General features: G+C 50.2%; 19 protein-coding genes. 10 read left to right on the top strand and 9 right to left on the bottom strand.

Features of this window, described 5'->3' with window-relative positions; all coding sequences use genetic code 11:
* The first annotated feature begins 3 nt into the window (after nucleotides 1-3).
* Together A1332_RS17150 and A1332_RS17145 are read left to right on the top strand one after the other, a co-directional pair.
* Nucleotides 4-663 carry a hypothetical protein gene (locus tag A1332_RS17150; protein WP_064009658.1) on the top strand — a complete coding sequence of 220 codons (660 nt, stop codon included), beginning with the start codon at nucleotides 4-6 and terminating at the stop codon, nucleotides 661-663.
* A gap of 154 nt (nucleotides 664-817) precedes the next feature.
* On the top strand, nucleotides 818-3205 hold the full coding sequence (locus A1332_RS17145; protein WP_064009657.1) for a tetratricopeptide repeat protein: 2388 nt from the start codon (nucleotides 818-820) through the stop codon (nucleotides 3203-3205).
* Nucleotides 3206-3253: 48 nt separating this feature from the next.
* On the opposite strand, the gene A1332_RS17140 is transcribed toward A1332_RS17145, so the two are convergent.
* The 4 genes from A1332_RS17140 to A1332_RS17125 form a co-directional block, all read right to left on the bottom strand.
* Entirely contained in the window at nucleotides 3254-4036 is a 783-nt protein-coding gene (locus A1332_RS17140) for a CpsD/CapB family tyrosine-protein kinase (protein ID WP_064009656.1), read from the bottom strand.
* Between the two features lie 18 nt (nucleotides 4037-4054).
* Nucleotides 4055-5797, bottom strand: coding sequence for a lipopolysaccharide biosynthesis protein (locus tag A1332_RS17135; protein WP_064009655.1), 1743 nt, complete (start codon nucleotides 5795-5797; stop codon nucleotides 4055-4057).
* A 1-nt stretch (nucleotide 5798) separates the two neighbouring features.
* Nucleotides 5799-7034: a TonB-dependent receptor domain-containing protein gene (locus tag A1332_RS17130; protein ID WP_231890343.1), complete on the bottom strand. Its 1236-nt coding sequence runs from the start codon at nucleotides 7032-7034 to the stop codon at nucleotides 5799-5801.
* A gap of 97 nt (nucleotides 7035-7131) precedes the next feature.
* Nucleotides 7132-7773 (bottom strand): polysaccharide biosynthesis/export family protein, encoded by a 642-nt coding sequence (locus A1332_RS17125; protein ID WP_231890342.1) that lies wholly within the window; start codon nucleotides 7771-7773, stop codon nucleotides 7132-7134.
* A 231-nt stretch (nucleotides 7774-8004) separates the two neighbouring features.
* Between A1332_RS17125 and A1332_RS17120 the strand changes: the two genes are divergently transcribed.
* The 5 genes from A1332_RS17120 to A1332_RS17100 are packed head-to-tail and all read left to right on the top strand — an operon-like array spanning nucleotide 8005 to nucleotide 10810.
* The gene (locus tag A1332_RS17120; RefSeq protein ID WP_064009653.1) at nucleotides 8005-8355 is read left to right on the top strand and encodes a HopJ type III effector protein; all 351 of its coding nucleotides are present in this window, start codon (nucleotides 8005-8007) and stop codon (nucleotides 8353-8355) included.
* Nucleotides 8356-8360: 5 nt separating this feature from the next.
* Nucleotides 8361-9416 (top strand): NAD(P)/FAD-dependent oxidoreductase, encoded by a 1056-nt coding sequence (locus A1332_RS17115; protein ID WP_064009652.1) that lies wholly within the window; start codon nucleotides 8361-8363, stop codon nucleotides 9414-9416.
* A complete protein-coding gene (locus A1332_RS17110) occupies nucleotides 9391-9978 on the top strand; it encodes a tRNA (mnm(5)s(2)U34)-methyltransferase (RefSeq protein ID WP_082879752.1) in 588 nt (195 codons plus the stop codon). Before A1332_RS17115 ends, A1332_RS17110 begins: the two co-directional genes overlap by 26 nt.
* A 36-nt stretch (nucleotides 9979-10014) precedes the next feature.
* The gene (locus A1332_RS17105) at nucleotides 10015-10329 is read left to right on the top strand and encodes a pyrimidine/purine nucleoside phosphorylase (RefSeq protein WP_064009650.1); all 315 of its coding nucleotides are present in this window, start codon (nucleotides 10015-10017) and stop codon (nucleotides 10327-10329) included.
* Nucleotides 10330-10336: 7 nt separating this feature from the next.
* Nucleotides 10337-10810 (top strand): NYN domain-containing protein, encoded by a 474-nt coding sequence (locus tag A1332_RS17100; RefSeq protein ID WP_064009649.1) that lies wholly within the window; start codon nucleotides 10337-10339, stop codon nucleotides 10808-10810.
* Nucleotides 10811-10828: 18 nt separating this feature from the next.
* On the opposite strand, the gene A1332_RS17095 is transcribed toward A1332_RS17100, so the two are convergent.
* Nucleotides 10829-11383, bottom strand: a complete 555-nt coding sequence (locus A1332_RS17095; RefSeq protein WP_064009648.1) for an outer membrane protein assembly factor BamE — start codon at nucleotides 11381-11383, stop codon at nucleotides 10829-10831.
* A 116-nt stretch (nucleotides 11384-11499) separates the two neighbouring features.
* Here A1332_RS17095 and fur point away from each other — a divergent pair, with 116 nt between their 5' ends.
* From fur to lolD, 3 genes are read left to right on the top strand one after another with little or no spacing between them, the layout of a single operon-like run.
* Nucleotides 11500-11922, top strand: a complete 423-nt coding sequence (gene fur, locus A1332_RS17090; RefSeq protein ID WP_064009712.1) for a ferric iron uptake transcriptional regulator — start codon at nucleotides 11500-11502, stop codon at nucleotides 11920-11922.
* A gap of 2 nt (nucleotides 11923-11924) precedes the next feature.
* Nucleotides 11925-13172 carry a lipoprotein-releasing ABC transporter permease subunit gene (locus tag A1332_RS17085; RefSeq protein ID WP_064009647.1) on the top strand — a complete coding sequence of 416 codons (1248 nt, stop codon included), beginning with the start codon at nucleotides 11925-11927 and terminating at the stop codon, nucleotides 13170-13172.
* A complete protein-coding gene (gene lolD / locus A1332_RS17080) occupies nucleotides 13165-13863 on the top strand; it encodes a lipoprotein-releasing ABC transporter ATP-binding protein LolD (RefSeq protein WP_064009646.1) in 699 nt (232 codons plus the stop codon). Before A1332_RS17085 ends, lolD begins: the two co-directional genes overlap by 8 nt.
* Nucleotides 13864-14349: 486 nt before the next feature.
* Here lolD and A1332_RS17075 read toward each other — a convergent pair whose 3' ends face one another.
* From A1332_RS17075 to A1332_RS17060, 4 genes are all read right to left on the bottom strand, one after another.
* The gene (locus A1332_RS17075; RefSeq protein ID WP_064009645.1) at nucleotides 14350-15018 is read right to left on the bottom strand and encodes a homing endonuclease associated repeat-containing protein; all 669 of its coding nucleotides are present in this window, start codon (nucleotides 15016-15018) and stop codon (nucleotides 14350-14352) included.
* A gap of 14 nt (nucleotides 15019-15032) precedes the next feature.
* Nucleotides 15033-15881 (bottom strand): hypothetical protein, encoded by an 849-nt coding sequence (locus tag A1332_RS17070; RefSeq protein ID WP_064009644.1) that lies wholly within the window; start codon nucleotides 15879-15881, stop codon nucleotides 15033-15035.
* Nucleotides 15882-16082: 201 nt separating this feature from the next.
* The gene (gene glyA / locus A1332_RS17065) at nucleotides 16083-17342 is read right to left on the bottom strand and encodes a serine hydroxymethyltransferase (protein WP_064009643.1); all 1260 of its coding nucleotides are present in this window, start codon (nucleotides 17340-17342) and stop codon (nucleotides 16083-16085) included.
* Nucleotides 17343-17366: 24 nt separating this feature from the next.
* On the bottom strand, nucleotides 17367-18722 hold the full coding sequence (locus A1332_RS17060; protein WP_064009642.1) for a glycerate kinase type-2 family protein: 1356 nt from the start codon (nucleotides 18720-18722) through the stop codon (nucleotides 17367-17369).
* Nucleotides 18723-18724: the final 2 nt, after the last annotated feature.

The following is an 18724-nucleotide window of genomic DNA, read 5'->3' as shown; positions in this document are numbered from 1 at the left end:
GTGATGAATAAATTTCCGATAGTTGCAGTACTGTTTATGCTTCTCGCCGGCGGCTGGTCTGCCAGTCAGGCCGCGCCGCGTGAGGCCGCGAAGAATGACGGAGCCGTGTTAAAGCTGCAAGCCATGGTCAAAAGCCTGACGGCCGAGCGCGATGCGGCAAAGGCCGAATCGGCCAAGTTGGCCGAGGAGTTGCAGGAACTTGAGCAGTTGAAAAAAGCGCATTCGGCGGCGGTTGCAGCCAAGGAGCAAATCAGCAGTGAGTTGTCCGCGCAGCGAAATTCCAACGGCGAAGTACGCGAGCGTTTGGAGAAAACCAATGCCAGGCTACTGGAGCTTATTGAAAAACATAGGGAAGTCAGTCAGGCTAAAGCCGATTTGCAGGCGCAATTATCGGCAACAAACGCCAAGCAGCAAGCAACCGAACAGCAATTGGGTGTGTGCGATACTCATAATGTCAAACTTTACGAGGCCGCGAAGGAATTGCTGGAGCGCTACGAAAACAAGGGTGCATTGGCTAGCGTGCTGCAGCGTGAAGCCTTGTTGCAATTCAACAGTGTCGAGATGGAAACCATTGTTCAGGAGTATGAAGACAAGTTGAACGCCAGTAAATATCAAAAACAATCCGCTGCGGATAGCGGCGCGGCGCCAGCTGGCGTTCAATAGTTTCTCCACTCAGGTGCGGCAACATGCCGCACCTCGACCCTCACCGTTTTACCGAAAGCCTTAAGGCTTGGTCGCGTAAATAAGTTAAAATCCTAAAAAGCGGCGCTCCATCATGGCAGCTACATAATCAAACGCACGAATTATCGAGAGACTAATGACAACGAAACAAAATTTTTTAAAAAATCTAGGCATTGTTGTGTTATCGACCGGCTTGGTGGCCTGTAACGGCGCCGATGAACGGAAAGCGAAATACATGGAAGAAGGCAAACAGCTATATCAAGCGGGAGATTATGAGAAAGCATTGCTTGCCTATAAAAACGTGCTGCAAATCGATCCCAAGGATTGGGAAACTCACTTCCAGATTGCGGAAGCGTTGAGTAAACAAGGCAAAATCGAAAATGCCTTCAAGGAATACAGTACCGTCGTTGCCGGCAACGAAAATCACGTGATGGCGCGGGTTCGGGTCGGTCAGTTGTTATTGTTGAATCGAGCGGTAGACGACGCGGAAAAAATGGTCGGTGAAGCGCTGGCCAAGGAACCGGATAATGTCGAGGCTTTGGTTTTGTTTGCCGGCGTACAAGCAGCCAAAAATAACAGCGACGGCGCGATTATGACGGTGGAGCGCGCCTTGAAAAACAGCCCGGACGATGTGCCGGCTACTTTGATGATGGCTTCAATTCAGGCGCGCTTGGATAAAGTCGATCAAGCCATTGCCTTATTGAAGCAAACGATTGAAAAGAAGCCCGATAACGTTGCGTTGCGCAGCATGCTGGCCGGCTTGTACGCTAAAAACAATCAAATTGCCGAGTCCGAGGCGATGTTGGTGGAAATCGTCAAACTGGACCCGCAGCAGTTACAACATTATCGTACTTTAGCTTTGTTCCAGGTCGGTACCAAACAAGTCGATAAAGCCGAAGCGACTTTGCGTGATGCGGTAAGCAAATTGCCGGACAACGATACGGCCAAGACTTATTTAGTCGATTTCCTGTTGGAAAAACGTAGTCCGGAAGTGGCCATCGCCGAGCTGCTGCCGATGATAGAGCAAAAGCCGCAAGCGTATGAGTTGAAATTCAAACTGGCCAATATCCAGCTTTCCAAAAAAGAAATCGATAAGGCCGAAGCGACTATGAAAGAAGTCGTCGAACAGGATAAGTTAGGTCCCAGCGGCATCACCGCGCGGAATAAATTGGCTGCCTTGTATGCCATGACCAAGCGTGGCGACGAGGCTAAAGCGTTGATCAAGGAAGTGTTGGATAACAATCCGCGCGATGCCGAGGCCTTAACGTTACGCGGTCAATTTGCCTTGGGCGAAAATAAAATTCCCGACGCGATTGCCGATTTTCGTTCGGTATTGGTTGATCAACCCAATAATATCGGGGTGCTGAAAATGCTGGCCGCGGCCCATCTTCGTAATAACGAGGAAGAACTGGCCAGAGAGAACATGGAAAAAGTGGTCGCTGCCGCACCGGGTGACGAGACTGCCCGGCTGGATTTGGTCAGCTTACATATGAAAGCCGGTCACCAAGATCAAGCAAAACAGCAGCTTGAAGCACTGATGAAAGCCAATCCGAAAAGTCTGAAAGGCTTGGAGGCGATGTTTAAAATGGAGTTGTCGCAAAAGCATTGGGATAAGGCGCAGGATATTGCCAAGCAGGTGCAGCAACTATCGGATAAGGATGCCACCGGTTTTTACATGTCCGGTTTGGGGTATCAGGCGGAAGGTAAGCTGGAAGCAAGCACCGAAGCCTTTCAACAGGCCTTGGCGCGTAAGCCGGATGCAATTGAGCCTTTGACCGAGATGGTAAAAAGCTATCTGGTATTGAAGCAGTCGGACAAGGCTATCGGCAAATTACAGCAAGTCATCAAACAGCAACCGGATCATTTCATTGCTTACAATTTGATGGGCGGCGCTTATCTGAACGAACAAAAATTTGCGGACGCAAAAACAGCTTATACAAAAGCTTTGAGTATTAAACCGGACTGGTATAGTCCTTATCGGAATTTGGCCTTGATCGAACTGGCGCAAAAAAACAAAGCTGAAGCCATCGATATTTATAAAAAAGGTATTGAGAAGACTAAAGGCGCGTTGGAACTGGTTGACGACTTGGCGCGTTTGTATCATCGCGATGGTCAACATGAGCAGGTTCTGGCGCTTTACGAAGAGTCTTACAAACTGCATCCGGATTCGGTGGTTGCGGTTAATAATCTGGCCAGTTACTTGTCGGATTTTTCGTCCAGCCCGGATAGCCTGGAGCGTGCGGCTAAGTTGGCCGAGCCTTTGTTGCAGACTAATAATCCCAACATGATGGATACGGCTGCTTGGGTTGCCTATAAACAAGGCAATTACGACAAAGCCAAAGAAATCATGTTGAAAGTGATCGAACGTGATCCGCAATCACCGATCAGCAATTATCACTTGGGGATGGTTTATTTCAAGCAAAACGATCCGGTTAAAGCCCGCGAGTATTTGCAAAAAGCGGTCGATAAAAAAGTGGAATTCGATGGCTTGAATGAAGCGAAGGATGTTTTGAGTAAACTCTGATAGGAAATGCAGGGACGTGGCTACCGCAAGTAGCCACGTCACACCGGTTTAAATCCCGGTATAGCCGATTTTATTATCGGTAGCTTTATTGAATACTGTCCCCAGTACGTTGGTGTCTTTTAACAAAGAAGCGGCGTGCTTCAACTGTTCGGTCTTGGTATGACCCTCGTCGATCACCAGCAACACGCAATCCACATAAGGCGAGAAACCCAGCGTATCGTCGTGCGACAAAATCGGCGGCATATCGAAAATAATGATACGCGAGGGGTAACGGCTTTTCAGTTCGTTAACCAGTCGTACCATCTTCGGCGAGCGCAGCATTTCCGTGGAGTTAAACAAGGGTTTGCCGGCCGGCAACACTACCAGTCGTTCTATGCCCGGATTAATCAGCATGGAGCTTAATTCAGTGTCATGCAGCAAATAGTCGCTAAGACCAGCGCCCGGCTGAATGCCGAATAATTGGTTGATGCTGGGATTCTGGAAGTTGGCATCGACGAACAGGGCGGTACGGTCGAGTTCCATCGCCATGCTGATGGCTAAATTCGCAGCCGTTAAGCTATTGCCGGTGCCGTCGCTGGGGCTGGTGATAGCCATCGTCTTCCATTCCATAGCATCCATTTGTTGTAAACAGCGGGTGCGCAACATTCGGTAGGATTCCAGCCATTTACCAGGTAGTGCTGCGGAAATAATCCGGTTTTGCTTCAGTAAGTTTTGATCCGGACTATGCACCCGCGTTTGGGTATAAGCGATGCTGACTTTGTCGCCGGGTTGATTCGCTAATGAAGCGGCCGTCGGACTGTTTTTTTCCACGAGGTTTTCAATGGGGTTCATAAATTTTCCCTTAACTGATTAATTGCCCACGACACGTAGTAATTTGTACCAAAATACATCTAGCGGCATGACGATAAAATGAAATGCAACGACAGCCAGAATGCCGGCGATTGCCATGCCTATCAACAACATCCGCCGTTCGTTTTTATGAGCTTGATGTTCCTTCTGACTTTCAAAATAAGGTATCGAAGCCAAAGGTTCCACACCGAGAATCGCAGCGACCGCTTTTGGGCTATTGATGGTCGAATCCAGCATTTCGGTCAACGCGACTGCGCCAAAACCGCTAGCCAAAGCCAGCACCATGCCCAGTACCATAATCGCAATCCGATTAGGGCTAACCGGTTGTAGCGGCTCTTGCGGCGGGTCGATTAAGGTGAAACGCTCGCCTTTTCTTTCCATCTCCAATTGTTGCGAGATTTGCGCTTCCATCTCGCGCGTGCTCACTTCCCGATAGCGCAGATTGGTATTGTCCAGATCCTGGATCAAGTCCATGTATTCTTTTTCAACCAGCGGCGATTGACGCAAGCTCTGGCGCAATTCTTCCATTTTGCTTTGCACGCGGCCGCGGGTGAAATTCAAAGACTCGATTTCGGTATTGACTGAAGCCAGCTGGGATTTCAAGGTGATATAGGCTGGGTTATCCGGTTGAATGTCGGTGTTGCTGTAGTCGCTCTGTTTCGCTGTAGCCAGGCTTTGTTGCAATGCGCTGATTTGTTTTTGTAGTTTCACCACGTCCGGATGTTTGTCGGAATACTGTTTCAACAACAAGGCCAGTTCCGCTTTTCTGTCGGTTAGTTCGCCGTTCATCGCGTTTAGATCGGTATTGGAGCCGATTTCTTTCTGCAATGAGTCGATTTCCCGTTTGATTTTAATCACATCGGGATGACTGGCGGAGTGGCTGGATAACACGGATGGATATTGCGATTGCAGTTCCTTCAAGCGGTCTTTCATATCAAACACCCGGTTACCCACGGCATTGGTAGCCATCGCATTCGGGTCGATTTGCGCCAACTCGCCTTCCAGATAGAAACGCCGGTCCTGCAATGAGCGTTCTTGGCTGTCCATTTGCAGCAACTGATTGCTCAAGGATGTCAGTTCTTGCTGATTCAACGCACTGATTTGCGGCAGCTGGTTCAGGTTTTTCTCTTTGAAATTAGCAAGGTTTTGTTGAATTTCCTGGATCTTGGCTTTAAGGCGTTTGGATTCCTCGCTCAAAAACAATGCCGCATTTTCGGCGGATTCGGTGCGCGATTTGATGTTTTCCTTCAAGAATAAGGAAGTTAATTCGTTGGCTACTTTTTGCGCAAGCGTTGGCGATTTGTCGTCGAATGTCAGTGTGAAAGCGATGGTGGCTTGTTGGGCCGGGCCGCTTTTATTATTGGCAACGTCCGCACTGATGGTTTCCACTTTTATACTTTTACGCATTTTTTCCAGAATGACTTCTTCCGGCTTTTTTTGCCGTTCCTCTGCGTACAGATCGTATTTCTTGATGATTTCCGTCAAATTCGGTCGGGTCATGATCCTTTGGCTGATCATCTGAATCCGTTGGTCCGCGAACGTGGTAACGGTGGAATGCACCAGTTCGGCGGGGATTTCCTGCGCTTCGATCAAAATGGTGGACGTAGAACGGTACACAGCCGGTAACAGCACTGCCAAAACGATGCTGATTAGCGCGATGATTAGAAACGGAATAATCAAAAACTTTCTACGTCGTTTGATGGTTTTTAGGTAGTCCTTGATGTCGATGGCTTGATTTTCCACGCTATTTCACCTGACGATTGATTTGAGGTTGATAAGAGAATTGCAGTTGTACGCTATCGCCGGTTATGGTCTGGTTGTTTGATTCATACACCTGCTGGCGATAGCTATAAGACAGATCCAAATTGATTTCCGGCGTCCAGCGCCATTGAACATTCGGTGATAGGGTAATGAACGTACGGTTATTACTTCTACTGGTATCGTTACTAAAAGTGGATATCGATTCAGATAACAAGTAATTCGCGTTGATACCGGTGGACAATCGTTCGGTGAGATTGTAACGACCTCGAGCTGAAAAGGTAGTTGAGGTTTGCTGGTTACCAGTGCTGGCTGGGTTGAGCTGTTGTCCGGCACTTAAACTAAAGTCACCCCAATCGCTTTTACGAGCTAGACTTGCAGAAAACACGTTGCCTACCGTGTTTCTTGATAAGGAAGACTGTTGGCTAAGCGGAAACGGAATTGTCGTGTTTCTGAAATAAGTAAATTGTGTGCTTTGGGTGTCGGTATCCCGGATACCGGCTGAAAACGTTAGTTGAGTTTGCTCGTCAAATAGATATTGCAGGCCGGCCTGATAGGTAAAGGTTGTCGATTTTTGGCTAAAGCCCGTTGTTATGGGGATAACTCCAAACGCTAATCCCGGATTCTGGTTTGCCGATTCATACTCAGAGTACGCCCCTGTCAGGTTAAACGACAGACGTTCGGTGTAAGCATGGCTGGCCGTTGCCGAATATTGCTGGAAACTATAATCCGAGTAATTGAGGTTGTTGATCAGGTTTTGCGCTCTGTCAAATGCGACATCCTGGTAGCTATAACCCAATTGTAGAGAGCTTTTTTCAGTCAGATTATAAGTGACAGTTGGGGACACTGATTTGGTGTTGCGAGGTACGAGAAGTTGCACGCCACCCGCTTCATTGATTTGGGTCGGATCTATTACGGTAGGATCAAGTTGGTTATTGATCGAGGATTCTTCCGCGTAGCTTGCCGCCAGATCGGTTTTGAAACGTTCGCCTTGGTATTTATGGCTGAGGTTGACGAGTTTCTCGGAAAAATCCAGAGCCGAATCGCTACTGTAAATTAACTCGTTCCACCTGAAGCGAGTATTCAATTCGTTGTCGTCGGCAAGATAACCGAACATCACACCTGGAGAAATGGTGCTGATCAGGTTGCTATGTCTTGGATTGATCTGCATGCGTACATTATTGTCATACCGCTCCCTGAAGCTGAATTCAGGTTTGAACAACAAATCTAGCGCATAGCCGTCCCCGCTGAACAAAACCAGCGCGGGTAGCAAAAAATCCGTTTTTATCTTCATAGATAGTGCTTCTATCTAATTCCGCTTAGGGTACGGTGACCGTGTCTCCCGGTTCCAGCAGGATGTTTTGTTCCAGATCCTCGCCATCAATCACATCGCTATAGTCGAAAGGAAACACTTTAACTTGATCGCCGGTGCGGCGAATAATGCTGATCGAACCTTCCTTGGCGAATACAGTCAGGCCTCCAGCCAGGCTGAGCGCTTGCAGCACGTCCATGCGTCTGCCGGAAAACACTTGACCGGGCTTATTGACTTTACCGATAACGAAGACCGAGTTGCCCTGGTTGTTGAGTAATTTAACCGAAATGGATGGGTCGGAAATATAGTCGGCCAGCCTGCTGGTTAAATTGTCTTTCAGCTCGGTAATGGTTTTACCGGCGGCGCCTACCGTACCAATCAAGGGGAAAATAATGGTGCCGTCGGGGGAAATCAGAATTTGCAATTGTTGCAAGCCTTCTTCTTTCCAGACAGTGATTTCCAATGCATCACCTGGTGACAGCTGGTAAGCCGCATAGTTAGTCTGCTCAATAGTCACCGTCGGTGCCGGGCTGATGGTAGCGTTTACAGGTTCTATGGGCGGCGCGGGTGGGATCTGGGTTTCCGATTCCGCTAAGGCAGTGGTGGAGCAAAGCAGACAAAACGAGAAAAGAGTAATTATCTGTTTCAAAATGTATTCCTTTATGATGTTATTGAGGTTGCAATCCGTACGTTCCGAACCAAACGCCAAAGTAGGGCCGGATTTTAATAACGGAATATAACAATAATAAGACGATCCCAAACGCAGTCCTAGGTGCGAAACACCTAGACATTTCATGAGATTATAACCGGGAATGACTGTGTTTTGTTCGAATTAGACTGTAATTTAACCAAATATTAATGAAGCTTTGGGAGTAAGCCAATGATGGTGAACGATTTTCTACAACGTGTTAAGTCCGGACAGCCGGTCGAATTTCAGGAAACCATAGCGCTTATTGCCGAGCATTATGACTACCAACCTACTGAATTCAGTAACGGCTTGCAACAACCTTTGGTAAACGAAGCGGGTCGTAACGAGGGCTCTTGCAAGATTTTTGCGTTCGCCAAATTGCATCAACTGACTGTCGAGCAAACTCTGGCGCTATTCGGTGATTATTATCGGCAGGATGTGCTCGGGAATCCGGCCGGCAAAGATCATCAAAATATCAGAAACTTTATGCGTGATGGTTGGGACGGTATTGTGTTTAAAGGCGAGGTCTTGCAGGCCAAATAATTGCCGTGCAAATCGATGTATTGCTGATCGGCCAGGGCTTGGCAGGCAGTTTACTGGCCTGGGAATTATTGCAACGGCAATTGCGTATATTGGTGGTGGATGATGGCACCGAAAACGCCTCACAAGTCGCGGCCGGTTTAATCAATCCGGTTACCGGCCAACGCTTGGTAAAGCAGGTGGATGTCGAAACATTGCTACCGGCCGCGATGCATGTTTATCGGCAACTCGGGATGCAGTTTGGGCAATCTTTTTATGTGCAAATGCCGATGCTGAAAATTCTGCGTACGGAAAAAGAGCTTGAAATTGCCGAGCGCCGCTTAAGTCAGCCGGATTATCGCGACTATTTATTGGGTTTGGCGCCCGCTCCCGCAGAGCTCGATGCGGCTTACGGTGTGTTACAGCAAGGGAAAACCGGCTATTTGCGGACCGAAGCATTGTTGAGCCAGTTGCGCGATGTTTTACGGAGCAAAAACTGTTATCGGCGCAATACTCTGCAATACGGTGAAATTAACCTGGGGCCGGCATTGCGTTGGCATGACATATACCCCCGACACATCGTGTTCTGCGAAGGCTATCAGGCGGTTAACAATCCATGGTTCAAGTATTTGCCGTTTCAATTGGCAAAAGGAGAAATATTGGGGTGTGAAAGCGGGCAAGATATTCCGAAACACATTTTGAATTACGGGCATTGGCTGATTCCACTTGAGTCCAGGCGCTTTAAAACCGGCGCCACTTTCGATACCAATCAACTCGACAATTTGCCGACCCAACAAGCGCAAACCGCTTTATTGGCGAGCTTGCGTGCGGTTTGTCCTCAACAGCGAACCCTTGATGTGTATCAGCATCGGGCTGGCATCCGGCCGGCCACGCTGGATAAGCAGCCGTTTATCGGCACTCATCCTCGACATTCGCAACTGCATATTTTCAATGGTTTTGGCGCCAAAGGCAGTTTAGCGATTCCCTGGTATGCCGCCCGATTTGCCGATTACCTGCAACAGCAAGCCGGCTTGCCGTCAGCCTGTAATATCCGCCGCTATGATGAAACGCATTTCCCTGCTTGAAATTGCTCACGACATTGTCGGCTCATATATTGAGCCGGCGGATATTGCGCTGGACGCGACGCTGGGCAACGGTCACGATACGGTGTTTCTGGCGCGGAGCGTCGGAACCGATGGTCATGTGTTTGGCTTCGATATCCAACCGCAAGCGCTAATCAAAAGTTTTCAGCGTTTACTTCAGCATGATTTGCAGCGCCGGGTGACACTGCGTCTCGCCAGCCATGCCGATATGCTGTCGCATATTCCCAAGCAATGGTATGGCCGGGTGAGGGCGGTGATGTTCAATTTGGGTTATTTGCCCGGCGCCGATAAAGCCGTGATTACCCAAATCGATTCGACGCTAGCTGCCTTGGATAGCGCGTGCGTTTTGCTGGCGCCGCGTGCCGTGATCACGGTATTAGCCTATCCGGGTCACGCCGGCGGAGATCTGGAAACCGAGCAGTTGGCGGCATGGTGCCGGCAGTTGGATAGGACGTGTTTCACTTCGGAAGTTGTGCTTAGCAGTCACGACAAGCCCAGCGCGCCCCGGCTTTTTGTTATTCGCAAACAAGCCGATCTGCTATGATTGCGCTCCTTTTTTTACTAGTAACAGATGTGCATCATGTCAGAATTCAATAACGTCACCATCGTCAAGCAAGCCAATGTATATTTCGACGGCAAAGTGAACAGCCGCACGATACGTTTTGCCGACGGTTCTTCAAAAACCTTGGGATTCATGCAGCCCGGCGAATATACCTTCAACACGGCTGAGCCCGAGTTGATGGAAATTCTGGCTGGGGAATTGCAGGTGCTGTTGCCGGGTAGTGATGAATGGCAAACCGTGAAAGGCGGCGAGTCTTTCAATGTGCCTGGGAATGCGGCATTTACCATGAAGGTGAGTATTGCCAGCGATTACTGCTGTTCTTTTTTGAAGTAAGCGCCGGATGGAAAAAGTAGCGATTTTTGTCGACGTCCAGAATATTTACTACACCACCCGGCAACGCTACCAGAAACATTTCAATTACAGCGCGTTTTGGCAGCAGGCAACCGCGGGTAAACAGGTTGTCGCTGCCATTGCTTATGCCACCGATCGCGGTGACAGCAAGCAGCAGGGTTTTCAGCAAATCCTGAAAAACATCGGTTTTACCGTCAAACTAAAGCCCTATATCCAGCGCCGCGACGGCACCAGCAAGGGTGATTGGGATGTGGGGATCACGTTGGATGTAATGGATTATGCCGCGCGGGCAGATCGCATTATTCTATTGTCCGGCGACGGCGATTTCGAGTTGCTGTTGCAAAAGGTGCGCAACGATTTTGGCACTTCCAGCGATGTTTACGGGATTCATAGTTTAACCGCACCGGCCTTGATTCAGGCAGCCGACAATTTTATTGCCATTGCCGGCGCACTACTGCTGTAAGACGTTTGGGTGTTTTGCCTATTTTTTGTCGGGGTCTTCTTCCACCAATTCTTTGCCTTTCTCCGCGGAGCTGGCGGCTTCTTTGGGTTCGGGAGCATTTTGATTGTTTTTGCGGGCAAAGGTATCGGGTTCGTCGCTGCCGAACAAACCGCTGATTTTTTCCCACATCGAGCGTTCCAGATCGCGTTTTGGTACATCGACGCTGGTTTCCGTGGATTCTTTGACGACCGGCATCGAGCTGGGTCTAAAGTCGCCTTGCACGCCCATCAAATTGTCGCCGTTGAAAAATAAAGACACCCGTTTTTGCACCCGGTCTTCGCCGCCCGGTTGTTCCGAATATAAATAGTCCCAGCGTTTTTCGTGAAAGGCATCCGACAGCATCGGCGAGCCCATGATATACAAGACTTGACGTTTGGTCATATTCGGCCGGAGTTGGTTGATCATGCTTTGATCGATGATATTGCCTTGCTCAATATCCAGCGTGTACACGCCGGGCAAGTTAGTGAGGATGGTACTGCAAGCGCTAATCGATAAACTGGTGGCGGCCGCTAGCAAAAAAGTCGATTTTTTCATGAGGAGTGAATGGAGTCTGACGACAAACGATGGGCCATTATCCCATAATTCTGTCAGCGGCTTGGCGCAAAAAACGATACAATGTTGCGGATTATCGGTTTAAAGGAGGCGGGCTTGTGGAAACTCAGGATTTGCGTAATGCGGGCTTAAAGGTGACCTTGCCCAGAATCAAAATTCTGGAGATTCTGGAAAAACAGCAGGACGACAGACATTTGTCGGCCGAGAAGGTCTACAAAATCTTGTTGGCCGAAGGCGAGGAAATTGGCCTGGCCACTGTTTACCGCGTGTTAACACAGTTCGAAGCCGCCGGTCTGGTTAATCGTCATCATTTCGAGGGCGGCAACTCCATATTCGAACTGAATAGCGGCGGTCACCACGATCATGTAGTCTGCATGAAATGCGGGAAAGTCGACGAATTTACCGATGAAGTCATTGAAAAACGCCAATCGGAAATTGCCCTGAGACTGGGTTACACCCTTACCGATCACAGCCTCTACCTTTACGGTTATTGCGCCGCTTGTAAACCCCAAAAAGCTTAAGCATGTTTAAACCTCTCATCCTGTATATCGGGTTACGCTATACCCGCGCCAAAAAACGCACACAATTTATCTCGTTTATTACCTTAACATCCGTGCTTGGTATCGCCCTGGGCGTAACAGCCTTGATCGCCGTGTTATCCGTGATGAATGGGTTTGAAGCCGAATTGCGCGAACGCATTCTCGGTATGACCGCCCACAGTACAATCACCGGCCGCTTCGGTCAGTTGGACGATTGGCAAGCCTTGGAGGAACGGACGCGCAATATGGCGCATGTCGAAGGCGCAGCGCCGTTTATCCATGGTCAAGTGATGGTCAACGCCGACCGCCAGGTCAGCGGTACCTTGCTACAAGGCGTGTTGCCAGAATACGAAGCAAAGGTCTCCGAAGTAGCCAACAAAATGATGTTCGGTAGCCTGAACGATTTGGTCCCCGGCGAGTTTGGCATCGTGCTTGGCGCTGAGCTGGCCAGTTACTTGGGCGTCATGATGGGCGATAAAGTCACCATCATCACCCCGCAAATCAACTCTACGCCCGCCGGTATTCTGCCTCGTATGAAACGCTTCACCGTGGTGGGCGTGTTCAAAGTGGGCATGTACGAATACGACCGCAACATGGCGCTGATGCATCTCGACGATGCCGGCAAATTGTTCCGCTTGGAGCAGGCCGTATCCGGTTTGCGTTTGAAACTGGACGACTTATTCAACGCGCCACGCATCACGCAAGGCCTGGCCGATACCTTAGGCGACGAGTTTCGGGTCAGCGATTGGACCAAGGCCCACAGCAATTTTTTCCGCGCCGTACAAACCGAAAAGCGGGCGATGTTCATCATCTTGTTGCTGATCGTCGCGGTCGCGGCGTTTAACATCGTCTCCACGCTGGTGATGGTGGTCACAGATAAACGCGGCGACATTGCCATTCTGAAAACCCAGGGTTTATCCAACGGTTCGGTGATGGGTATTTTTATCGTCTTGGGTTGCATCATCGGCAGCATAGGCACCTTACTGGGAACCGTCGGCGGTGTTTTGCTGGCTCTAAACGTGGAAACCATCGTGCCGGCTATCGAAAAAGCCTTTGGTGTGCAGTTCATGGCTGCCGACGTGTATTACATCAGCGAAGTGCCGTCAAAACTGATCTGGACCGATGTGTACTGGATAGCCTGCGTGGCGTTTTTACTGTCTTTGCTGGCGACGTTGTACCCAGCTTGGCAGGCGGCGCGTATCAATCCGGCCGAGGTGTTACGTTATGAATAATACCATCGTGTTGCAATGCCAGCAGTTAACCAAGCGTTACGAACAGGGCGATCTGAACGTCGCAGTGTTGCGTGGTGTCGATTTGGCGATTGAAGCCGGTCAACGCGTCGCCATTATGGGCGCATCCGGTTCCGGCAAAAGTACCTTGCTGCATTTATTGGGCGGCCTGGAAAAGCCCAGCTCCGGCTCGGTGATGCTGGATGGCGCCGATTTGAATAAGATTAGCGCTGGCAAACTCAGTCAATTGCGTAACCGTTCGCTCGGCTTTATCTACCAGTTCCATCACTTGCTGGGTGAATTTACCATCCTGGAAAACGTGGCGATGCCGTTGTTGATCGGCAACCGATCCATCAAGCAAGCCCAACAACAAGCCGCCGAATTGCTCAAGCGCGTCGGTTTGGGGCACCGCATGCTGCATAAACCCGGCGAATTGTCCGGCGGCGAAAGGCAGCGTGCTGCTGTGGCCAGGGCTTTGATCAATCAGCCCAAATGCGTCCTGGCCGACGAGCCGACCGGTAATCTGGACAGCAAAACTGCCGAGCAGATTTATCAACTGATGCTGGAGCTAAACCAGGAATTGCAGGTGAGTTTTTTGGTGGTGACGCATGATCCGGATCTGGCGGCAAGGATGGATAGGGTGTTGTATATGGAGGATGGGGTGATTGTGCCGGAACGGGTTCATCATTCTTGATAATGCAAGTCGTCGGGATTGATTATGTGTCGCTATCGCGACGGCTGGTTTAAATGTCGGTTCGCGGACCGACAAGCGCGATACTTTCTTTTGCGTGGCCAAAAGAAAGTATCCAAAGAAAAGGCAACCCGGATGCCGCTTGGTTCCTGCGCGTCGAAGCTTTTATCGAGGGTCGGCAGAAGGGGCTTCCCAGCCCCTCCGCCGACGCGCCGCATCCATGCGGCGCCCCTTCGGACTATTCTCGATAAAAGCCCCGGTGCTCTGCGCGGCATACGGGAGAAACCCCATGCCAAATCCGACAGCTTATTATTTACGAAGCTTGGTAGGGCGCATTAGCGATAGCGTAATGCGCCGAATGACTTAAGGCCAACATACGGCGCAATACGGCTACGCCTATTGACGCCCTACGAATTTCAACTTATGGTCTTATTCTCGATAAAAGCTCCGGTGTTCGGGCCGGCATACGGGAGGGGCCAGCACACCACCTTAGAATTCGAGATTGCTTTTTCCCAGGTTACATTTTGAGCAAAGGGTCTTGAGGTTATCCAGAGTGGTTTCGCCGCCTTTGCTCCAAGCAAGGATGTGATCTAAATGTAATTCCACTCCCGCAGTTTTTGCTGGGCTAGCACCGCAATGTTGGCAAGTAAAGTTGTCTCTAACTAAGACTTTGAATCGCAGCCTCAAAGAAGGATCACGGCCAGTTGTGCGGAAATTGGATTTTGCTTCTTGTTTCGCAGGGACCGTCACGTCAGCTGAGTTTGCGTATTCTATGAAATGCTCAAGCGAAGTAACCCAAGATTTGAATCTTCGGTTATATGCGCTTTGTGAAATTTTTGATGGGGGATTTGCTAATTCTGATCGGCGTGGCTGTCTTCCGTAGTGTTTCCACAGTAACAGAATATTCTCAAATAGTGCTTCGTCAGAAATATAGCATTGGTTAGATATAGACAACCCTGCCGCTTCTAACGCTTTGTTCCAAGAGCCAAACCTACGTCCAACATTTGAGGTGTCATATTGTCCGTGTTCTTGGTAGAGCTTCTGGGTGACTTTGGAAGAATTTGTTTGATTAGCGACTCGCTTCAAATCACTTATTAACTCTTCGTCAGTTACTGGTGCATTTTTTACTCGCTCTAGCGTAAACTTTTGATCTGGCATTCAATCGGACAACCTCATCCCAATAACGCCTGGATCGCATTTTTTGCCAAATCGGCGTAGCGAGATGTTTTAAACCGGCATTCGCCGATAAAGTGTACAAAGCAAGTTCCGGGGATTTTCATTTTGCCGCAGTCAGTATATTTGGGGTGCGGTAAAACTATGGATTTATCAAGATTTGCCACCACCACATTGGACATTACTTGCTCGCTACCCCATTGGTGCCATTTGGCGCCAATTTCTTTTTCAATTTTCTGCGAGAAGTCGACGATAAATTGTTTATCGAAAGATGCCTTCGGAAAGCCTGAAAAACCAGCACAGCCTCTGACGTACCGTAAGTTTTCACAATCATCAAGGTTTATAAATCGCGACTCCGCAAGCATCTGCACGTGCGAATCCATAGTCGGCGCGTTATTTTTTTGTACTCTTTCGGAGGAAACCGTCATGCTTTCTATTTCTTGATTGTCCCAAGTGCCAATTACGAAGCCGGTATTTGTGGCTATGCACTCGTTTACTTCGGGCATATCCGCCAATGTCAGAGTGTCGCTGTCGAGTTGGATGACAAAATAGTCTTTAACAAAATCAGCAATGGCCAATAGCCTTTCCCAGCAGCCACCCGATGGGCAACCGGCTGCGGAAAATTGCGTACGGTCGTGAATGTCAGCTATCGGCAAGTGACTGCGAAGCAATGCCTGATCGGCCGCTGTCAGGCTACCATCGTTGATGATAAATATTTTGGCTAACGGCACTTTGTTTGCGAAAGTTTTAATAGCCACCAGAAACATAGTCAGATCTTTGTGCTGTAACTGGGTCAATACTGCTACCGGTTGGTCTGTGCCGGCAGTAACCGGGGCCGTATTGAACACCTGTCTACACGTGTAAGAAAACCGGTATCTGTTTAACTTATCTTTAATTGAATAAAACATGATTACTATGATCTGAAAGGCTAGGTTTTAGACTAAGGTATGGGTTCTTTTAAGCCAACGGGCAAAGAATAGTCAAAATTCCAAAAAACGACATCTGGCTATGGGATGAATAAATGGATACCTTGAGTCTATGTCGGAATGCTAAGCCGCTGCATAAACCGGAAACCGCGCGCACAACAAATGCACTTTTTCCCTAACCGCATCAATCACGCTCTCATCTTCAATGTTATCCATCACATCGCACATTAAATGCGCGACTTGGCGAACTTCATCTTCCTTGAAGCCGCGAGAGGTAGGGGCCGGTGTGCCGACGCGAATGCCGCTGGTGACGAATGGCGATTGCGGGTCGTTGGGGACGGCGTTTTTGTTGACGGTGATGTGCGCGCGGCCCAAGGCGGCGTCGGCGGCTTTGCCGGTGATGCCTTTGGGGATTAAAGACACCAACATCAAATGGTTGTCGGTGCCGCCGGAGACCACGTCAAAACCGCGTTGAATAAACACTTCCGCCATAGCTTGGGCGTTTTTGACTACTTGTTGTTGGTAGGTTTTAAATTCCGGGGTCATGGCCTCTTTAAAGGCTACGGCTTTGGCGGCGATAACGTGCATCAGCGGGCCGCCCTGTATGCCAGGGAAGATGTTGGAGTTGATCTTTTTTTCCAGATCCGGATTGCTCTTGCACAAAATCAAGCCGCCGCGCGGGCCGCGCAGGGATTTGTGGGTGGTGCTGGTGACCACGTCGGCGATAGGCACGGGATTGGGGTACAAACCGGCCGCAACCAAGCCGGCGACATGGGCCATGTCCACCACCAGATAAGCGCCGACTTTATCGGCGATGTCGCGGAAGCGTTGCCAGTCCCAAATGCGCGAATACGCTGAGAAGCCCGCGATGATGAGTTTAGGTTTGTGTTCCAAAGCCAGCGCTTCGACTTGCTCGTAATCGATTTCGCCGGTGTCTTTATTTAAGCCGTATTGGATGGCGTTGTAGATTTTGCCGGAGAAATTGGGTTTGGCGCCGTGGGTTAAATGGCCGCCATCTGCCAGGCTCAAACCCAGAATGGTGTCGCCGGGTTGGATTAGCGACATGAACACGGCCATATTCGCTTGCGAACCGGAGTGTGGCTGCACATTGGCATAGTCGGCGCCGAACAGTTCTTTGGCGCGATCGATCGCCAACTGTTCGACGATGTCCACATATTCGCAGCCGCCGTAATAGCGCTTTTCCGGATAACCTTCCGCGTATTTGTTGGTCAACAGCGATCCTTGTGCTTCCAAAACGCGGGGGCTGGCGTAGTTTTCAGAGGCGATTAGTTCGATATGGTCTTCCTGACGTTGCCGTTCCTGTTCCATGGCCTGGAATAATTCGTTATCAAAACCTTCAATGGTCATCGATGTGCTAAACATGTGGTCTCCTCAATAGGGGTCGGGTTATGCGTCGGGGTGCAGCAGCAGAATTTGCAGATCGGCGACATTGGTGCCGGTTGCGCCGCAGCGTAGTAAATCGTTGGCGGCTTTGAGGGCCGGATAGGCGTTATTATCGTTCAGCATGGCGTCCGGGTCGAGAGCCGCGTCGCGCATGCGCTGCAAAGTGTCGTTATCCACGATGCCGCCGGCAGCATCGGTAGGGCCGTCGCGGCCGTCAGTGCCGCCGCTTAAAAACGTCCACGCGTTATTCAGGCCATATTTTTCCGCAGCCAGCGCGAAGGCTAGCGCCATTTCCTGATTGCGGCCACCTTTGCCTGTGCCTGTTAAGGTGACGGTGGTTTCGCCGCCGGCGATCAGGGCTAAGGGTTGTGTTGTGTCGGTTGCCAATGTAAGTGCATGAAGAGCCAGTTGCTCGGCTACCAAACGCGCTTCGCCGCATAATTGTTTGCTGTAAAGCCGGGTTTGATAACCCAAGTTGATTGCCTTATCCATTGCGGCATCAACGCTGGTGGCATTGCTGCCCACCAAGGTGTGGCTGGTGTGGTGGAAGATCGGGTCACCGCTTTTCGGCGTTTCGATGTGTAAGCCTTGGACACCTTGTTGAAGATGGTTTTGCACGCTGGGCGGTGTTTTCTGCCAGATACCGAATGATTCCAGAACGGCGACAGCGTCAGCGAAGGTGGTGTCGTCGGCGACGGTGGGACCGCTGGCGATAGCGCTCAAATCGTTATCAAGGACGTCCGATAGAATCAGTGCATGCAAGTCGGCGGGTGCGGCAAATCGGGCCAGGCCACCGCCTTTAAGTTGCGATAGATGCTTACGGACGCAATTGATTTGATTGATGGTAGCGCCCGAGGCCAGCAATAACTGGGTGGTGAGGATTTTTTCCGCCAGATTGATGCCTGCGGCCGGGTAGGGCAGCAGTGCCGAGCCGCCGCCGGAAATCAGTACCAACACCAGTTCGCCGGGGTTGGCGTCGCTCAAGCGGGTGGCAAGGGTTTTTGCCGCGTGCAAGCCGGCCGCGTCCGGCAGCGGATGGCCGGCGCCGAACACTTGGCAATTCTCGACGACATCAATGTTGTCGTAGTTGGTCACGACCATGCCTTTGCCGGCAAACCAAGCCTCCGGGATGCTGGCTTGCGCTGCATCGGCCATGGCGCAGGCCGCCTTACCGAAGGCGATCAGATGAATGCGCCGCCAATCGCCGCTGCGATAGCCGGTTTGCGGAGAACCAATATGTAAAAGTTCGCTATCGGCTTTAAGAAAGTGCCTGACGGCAAGATGCGGATCTGCGGCAGCGACACCCGCTTGAAAAATGGCGGCTGCATGTTCGCGCGCACTTGGCTGGACGGCGGACATAA

Source organism: Methylomonas methanica, assembly GCF_001644035.1.
Classification (GTDB): domain Bacteria; phylum Pseudomonadota; class Gammaproteobacteria; order Methylococcales; family Methylomonadaceae; genus Methylomonas; species Methylomonas methanica_A.
This window is presented reverse-complemented; position numbering and strand designations above follow the sequence as displayed.